Origin of the sequence: Nocardia vinacea NBRC 16497, from assembly GCF_000308835.1 — a bacterium.
GTDB lineage: Bacteria > Actinomycetota > Actinomycetes > Mycobacteriales > Mycobacteriaceae > Nocardia > Nocardia vinacea.
On sequence record NZ_BAGN01000205.1, the window covers coordinates 1 to 7552 of the forward strand.

At 67.6% G+C, this 7552-nt stretch carries 1 protein-coding gene; it reads right to left on the bottom strand.

Translation table 11 applies throughout. The features are described 5' to 3' along the window. Window positions 1–7552: non-ribosomal peptide synthetase (locus ON44_RS29035; protein ID WP_040695684.1), on the bottom strand; the 7552-nt coding region annotated here is incomplete at both ends.

Below are 7552 nucleotides of genomic sequence, written 5' to 3' on the forward strand. Positions count from 1 at the left end.
ACCGCGCGGCGTCCACATGACGAGGTCACCGGTGCGGTACATGCGCTCGGCGGCACCGAACGGGTTCGCGACGAAACGCTCGGTGGTCAGGTCCGGGCGGCCGACATAGCCGTGCGCCAACTGCGCACCCGCCAGATACAGCTCACCCGGGACGCCCGCTGGCACCGGACGCAAGCGCGAATCCAGCACGTACACCTGAGTGTTGAACACCGGGGCACCGATCGGCACCGAGCTGATATCGGCATCGGTGACCTCGTGGAAGGTGACATCGACCGCGGCCTCGGTGGGGCCGTACAGGTTGTGCAGTCGCGCGCCGGTCAGCTGGCGCAGGCGCTGCGCGGCCACGGCGGGCAGCGCCTCACCGGAGGCGAAGACATTACGCAGACTGGTGCATTCGGCCGCGCGGTCCTCGGCGACGAAGACCGAGAGCATGGACGGCACGAAGTGCACCGTGGTCACCTGCTCGTCGACGATCAGGCGCGCCATATAGGCCGGATCGCGGTGGCCGTCCGGCTTGGCGACGACCAGGCGGGCGCCGACCTGAAGCGGCCAGAAGAACTCCCACACCGACACGTCGAAGGTCGCCGGAGTCTTCTGCAGCACAACGTCTTCGGCGGACAGACCGTATTCGGCGTGCATCCACACCAGGCGGTTGACGATCGCGGCGTGCGAGACCGCGACACCCTTGGGACGACCGGTCGAACCCGAGGTGAAGATCACGTACGCGGTATTGCCCGGACGCAGCGGGCGATGCCGATCCGCGTCGGTCAGCGGTTCATCCGAGAAATCGGAGAGGTCGAGTTCATCGATGCGGACCTGGCGCGATGCCGTGGTCTCCAGATCGGTGCCGGAGGTCAGCACGCAGACCGGTCGCGCGGTCTCCAGGATGTAGTCGATGCGCTCGGCCGGATGATCCGGATCCAGCGGCACGTACGCACCGCCGGCGGCATTGATCGCGTACATGCCGACGACCAGATCGATCGAACGCCGCATGCCGAGAGCCACATACGATTCCGGCCCGACGCCGTTCTGCTTGAGCCAGCGCGCCAACCGGTGCACCCGGGCGGCGAACTCGGCATACGACAGACTTGTCCCCTCGTAGGTGACCGCGTCCGCGTCCGGCGTACGCGCGACCTGTGCCTCGAACAGCGAGACCAGCGTGGCGGCCGCATCGCCGACGGGTGAGGTCAGCGCCGCATCCACCGGGAATTCGGTGTCGTTCCACCGGTCGAGCACCTGGACCCGCTCGGTGTCGTCGAGCAGGTCGATATCGCCCACCACGATCGCCGGTGCGGCGGTGATGCCGCGCAGCACCCGGACGAAGCGCTCGGCGAAGGCGTCCGCGAACCGATCGTCGAAAAGGTCGGTGGCATAGACGAGTTCAGCGGCCATCTCCGATTCCGCGCCCTCGCTCAGCGTGAGCTGCAGGTCGACCTTGGCGGTCGGCGGATCGATGCCGAGTTCGGAAACCGCCAGTCCGGGCAGCTCCAGCGAGGTGCGTCCGAGGTTCTGGAACGAGAGCATCACCTGGAACAGCGGATGCCGCGCCTGCGAGCGAGCCGGGTTGAGCACCTCGACCAAACGCTCGAACGGTACGTCGGCGTGCGCGAAGGCCTGCAGATCGCGTTCGCGCACCTGGGCGAGTAGATCGGTGAACGCTTCGGTCGGATCGACCTGGGTGCGCAGCACCAGGGTGTTGACGAACATGCCGACCAGGTCGTCGAGGACCTGCTCACCACGACCGGCCACCGGGATGCCGATGGCGATGTCATCCGAACCGCTCAGCCGCGCGAGCAGGGTCGCGAAAGCGCTGTGCACCACCATGAACAGCGTGGTGTTGTGCTCGTGCGCGACGCGGTTCAGCGCCTCCACGAGTACGCCGGGCAGCTGGAATCGGTGCGTGCGCGCCTCATACGACGCGACGACCGGCCGCGGCTTGGGCGAGAGACGCAGTTCCTCCGGCAGTCCGGCCAGGGTTTCCCGCCAGTAGCCGAGTTGTTCGGAGATCAGCGAGGTCGGATCGTCCTCGGAGCCGAGCGTTTCGCGTTGCCACAGTGCGTAATCCACGTACTGCACCGCCAGCGGCGGCCAGACCGGCGCGGATTCCGAACTGCGCGCGATGTAGGCCGACATCAGATCGCGGACCAGCGGACGCATCGAGAAGCCGTCCGCCGCAATGTGATGCACCACGACCGAGAGCACGTGGTTCTGGGTGTTGTCGCGCCACTTCTTGCTGCTCAGCGGCGCGCGCTCGACCTGGTAGAGCCGAATCCGCACCGGGGATTCGGTCGTGATATCGAAACCGCGGCCGATGAATTCGTAGAGGGCACTGCCCAATTCGCTTTCGGCGACCGGGACGATCTCCAGCTCCGGAATCGCCCGCGCGGCCGGGAGCACCTGCTGGTAGGCCACGCCCTCATGCGACGGGTAGATCGTGCGCAGCGACTCGTGCCGGGTGATCACATCGGCGATCGCGCCGCGCAGCGCGGGCAGATCGAGATGCCCGTGCAGCCGCACCGCCGCCGGAATATTGTCGGCGGCCGAATCGGCGTCGAAGCGGTTGAGGAACCACATCCGCTGCTGTGCGAGCGACAGCGGCGGGTACTCCGGCCGCGGGCGCACAGTCAGCGCCTGGCGGGCGCCGGCCCCGGCGCTGGCCTCCATGCGCGCGGCGAGCGCGGCGACGGTCGGCGCCTCGAACAGCAGTCGCACCGGAACCTGGGTATCCAGTGCCGCGCCGAGCCGCGCCACCACCTGGGTGGCGACCAGCGAGTTGCCGCCGAGATCGAAGAAGTTGTCGTCGATGCCGATGCGCTCGTGGCTCAGCACATCGCTGAAAATGTCGACCACGATCTCCTCGATCGGGGTCGACGGTGCGCGGAATTCCTTGGCCTCGAAGACGGGTTCGGGCAGCGCGCGCCGATCGAGCTTGCCGTTGGGGTTCAACGGCATGGCGTCGAGCACCACGATGGCGGCGGGGACCATGTACGACGGCAGCTGCTCGCTCAGGTGCGCGCGCAGCTCGTCGAGGTCGACCGTGCCGCCGTTGGCGGGCACCACATAGGCCACCAGCTGATCGCCGGTCCGCGCATCCGCACGCACCAGCGCCACCGCCTGAGCCACCGAATCGTGTGCGGTGAGGGCGGTTTCGATCTCACCGAGCTCGATGCGCAGACCGCGCAGCTTCACCTGGAAGTCGGTACGGCCGAGGTAGACGATGGCACCGTCGGCATTGCGGGTCACCAGGTCGCCAGTGCGGTACATCCGGGATCCGGAGGCGCCGAACGGGTTGGCCACGAAGCGATCCGCGGTCAGATCGGTACGCCCGAAGTAGCCGCGCGCCAACTGCGCACCGGCCAGATACAACTCACCCGCGACACCCGGTGCGACCGGGTGCAGGCGGGCATCGAGCACATACGCCTGTGCATTCCAGACCGGCAGACCGATCGGCACCGCGCCGACCAGCCCCTGTGCCACCGGACCGTGCGTCGCGTGCACCGCGAATTCGGTCGGGCCGTAGAGGTTGTAGAGCTCGGCGGAGCTGACCTTGCGGATGGCGGCGACGGTGTCACCGGTAAAGGCCTCACCCGCGACCAGCAATGCGCGCAACGACTCGAGCGCCGCACCACCGGCGGCATCCACACTGCCCGCGAAGACGGTCAGCATCGAGGGCACGAACGAGGTCATGGTGACCCGCTCGGCCGCAATGACTTCCGCCAGATACTGCGGATCGCGATGCCCGTCCGGGCTCGCGACGACAATCCGGCCGCCGGTGCTCAGCGGGCCGAACAGCTCCCACACCGACACGTCGAACGTTGCAGGGGTCTTGAACAACACGACGTCATCGGCACCGATGCCGTATTCACCGGTGATCCAACGGATCTGGTTCACCACCGCCGCATGCGGCAGCGCCACACCCTTGGGCCGACCGGTCGAACCGGACGTGAAGATCACGTACGCGGTGTTCTCCGGGCGCAGCGGTGCGACCCGCTCCGCATCGGTGACCGGCGCATCCGAGTACTCGGACAGCTCGAGCTCATCGATGGAAAGCGTGGGCAGCCCGCCGCTTTCGAAGTTGTCCCGCGAGGTCGTCAGCACACAGACCGGTGCCGCCGACTCGAGCACATAGCTGATCCGCTCGGTCGGCTGATCCAGGTCCAGCGGCACATAGCCGCCGCCGGCTTCCTGCACCGCGTACGCCGCGACCACGAAATCGACCGAACGCCGCAGACCAAGGGCGACAAGCTTTTCCGGGCCGACACCGGCCTCGATCAAACGCCGCGCCAACCGGTGCACTCGCGCACCGAATTCGGCATATGTCAGCGTCGCGGAGCGACTCGATGGGGGGTGGTGGTCGGGCGACGGGTGGGCCAACGAGGCTCCGGTCGCCGGATCCACGATCGCGACCGCATCCGGTGTAGCGGCGGCCTGCGCGGCGAACTCGCCGACCAAGGTGAGCCCGCCACCCTTGCGAACACCGGAACGACGCGGGGTGCGGCCGGGCTGACGACGCGGCAGCAAATCGTGCTCGGTGTCGTTCCAGCCGACCACCGCGAGTGCGGTTTCCTGATCGTCGAGCAGCTGGATATCGCCGATCGGCACGGTCGGATCGGCGATGATGGCCGCCAGGATCCGATCGAGGCGCCGCGCGAAGGCCGCCACCGTGTCCTCGTCGAAAAGATCGAGGGCATAGGAGATTTCGGCCGACATACCGGCGGCCTCGCCCGATTCCTGGGTCTCCTGCAGGGTCAGCTGCAGATCGAATTTGGCCAGTCGCGCGTCGTAATCGATGCCGTTGACCGACAGTCCGGGCAGTTCGAGGTTGGCCTGCTTGACGTTCTGGAACGCCAGCATCACCTGGAACAGCGGATTGCGCGCCTGCGAGCGGGCCGGGTTGAGAATTTCGACCAGGCGCTCGAACGGCAGATCCGCGTGCGCGAACGCCTGCAGGTCGGTTTCCCTTGCCAGGGCGAGCAGATCCGCGAAGCTCGCCGAGCCCGCGACATCGGTGCGCAATACGAGCGTATTGACGAACATGCCGATCAGGTCGTCCAGCGCGGCCTCACCACGACCGGCGGCCGGGGTACCGATGGCGATATCGCTGGTACCGCTGGCCCGCGCCAGCAGCACGGCGAGCGCACTGTGCATGACCATGAACAGCGACGAATTGTGCTTGCGACCCAGATCTATCAGCGCGCGCTGGGTCTCGGCGGAGATCACGAACGCGTAGGTGCCGCCGCGGTAGGAGGCGATCGCCGGACGTGGGCGGTCCGAAGGCAGCACCAATTCGTCGGGCAGATCGGCGAGTTGTTCGGTCCAGTACCGGATCTGGCTGGAGATCAGCGAAGTCGGATCACCCTCGGAGCCGAGCACCTCGCGCTGCCACAGCGCGTAGTCCGCGTACTGCACCGGCAGCGCGGACCAGGCGGGCGACTCCCACGAGGTGCGCGCCGCGTACGCCACCATGACGTCACGCGCCAGCGGCCCCATCGACCAACCGTCGGCCGAAATGTGGTGCACCACCATGCCGAGTACGAACTCGGACTCGCTGATCTCGAAAAGCCTTGCGTGCAAAGGCACTTCGTCGGTGACGTCGAAGGCCATGGAGGCCAGGTCGATCAGATGCTCGACCAGTGTCTCCTCGGTGACCCGGTACGGAGTCAGGTCGGGCACGATCTGCGCCGCGTCGAGCACGACCTGAACCGGACCGCTCTTGGTCTCCGGGAAGACGGTGCGCAGCGATTCGTGCCGGTCGATCACGTCGATGACCGCGACCTGCAGCGCGGCGACATCGAGATCACCGGAGAGCCGGATCGCGACCGGAATGTTGTTGACCGCCGAGGCGGTATCGAAGCGGTTGAGGAACCACATGCGCTGCTGCGCGAGTGACAGCGGCACCTCCTCCGGGCGCTCCCGGGGGACCAGTGCACTGCGGGCGCCGGCACCGGCATGCGACTCCACCCGGGCCGCCAGCGCGGCCACGGTGGATGCCTCGAACACCATCCGCACCGGCACCCGGGTATCGAGTGCGGTGCCGATGCGCGAGGCCACCTGGGTGGCGATCAGCGAGTTGCCGCCGAGGTCGAAGAAGTCGTCGTCCACGCCGACCCGGGGCAGGTCGAGCACCTCGCCGAAGATCTGGGCGACGATCTCCTCGATGGGCGTGCTCGGCGCACGGAAGGTGTGCACCTCGAAGACCGGCTTGGGCAGGGCGCGCCGATCGAGCTTGCCGTTCGCATTGAGCGGCATGGCCTCCAGCGTCACGAAGGCCGCGGGCACCATGTAGGTGGGCACCATGGCGGACAGATGCGTGCGCAGCGCGGTATCGAATCCCGCCTCCGGCTCGGCCTCGGTCGGCACCACATAGGCGACCAATTGGTCACCGAGCCTGCTGTCGGAACGGACCAGCGCGACCGCCTGCGCCACGGCAGGATGGGCGCGCAAAGCGGATTCGATCTCGCCGAGCTCGATCCGGACACCGCGCAGTTTCACCTGGAAGTCGGTACGACCGCTGTAGACGATCTGTCCCGCGGCATCGCGGGTCACCAGGTCACCGGTGCGGTACATGCGAGAACCGCTGGGGCCGAACGGATTCGCGACGAAGCGGTCGGCCGTCATATCCGGCCGGGTGAGATAACCGCGCGCCAGCTGGGCGCCCGACAGATACAGCTCACCTGCGACACCCGGCGGCACCGGATGCAGGCGCGCGTCGAGCACATAGGCCTGGGTGTTCCAGACCGGCGCACCGATCGGCACCGCGCCGCGCACCACCTCGCCGACGGCCGCATGGGTGGCGTTGACGGTGAATTCGGTTGGGCCGTAAAGGTTTATCAGCGTGATATCGGGGCGGCCGAGCTTGCGGAACGCCTCCACCGCCTCACCGGTGAACGCCTCACCGCCGACCAGCAGCATGCGCACCGAGCTCAGTGCCGCCGAATCGACGGTGCCGGCGAATACGGTCAGCAGCGACGGCACGAACGAGGTCACGGTGACCTGTTCGGCCGCGATGACCTCGGTCAGATATTGGGTGTCGCGGTAGCCGTCGTGGGTGGCGATCACGGTCCGGCCACCGGTCAGCAAGGGCGCCAGCGGCTCCCACACCGACGCGTCGAAGGTGGCGGGGGTCTTGTACAGCGCGACGTCGTCGGCGCCGATCCCGAATTCGCTGATGAGCCAGCGCATCTGGTGTACCAGCGCGGCATGCGACACCCCGACGCCCTTCGGGCGACCGGTGGAGCCCGAGGTGAAGATCGCGTATGCCAAATGCTCCGGGCGCAACGGCGAGACGCGCTCGGCATCGGTCACCGGGGCATCGGAGATCCCGGACAGATCGAGCTCGTCGACAACGAGCGACTCCAGGCCATCCGGCGCGAACCGGTCCCGCGACGTGGTCAGCACATAGGCCGGCGCCGCGGTATCGAGCACATGGGCGATGCGTTCGGCAGGCTGATCGAGATCGAGCGGCACATAGGTGCCACCGGCCTCGAGCACCGCGTGGATCGCGATCATCAGGTCGAGCGAGCGCCGCATACCGAGCGCGACCGGGACATCC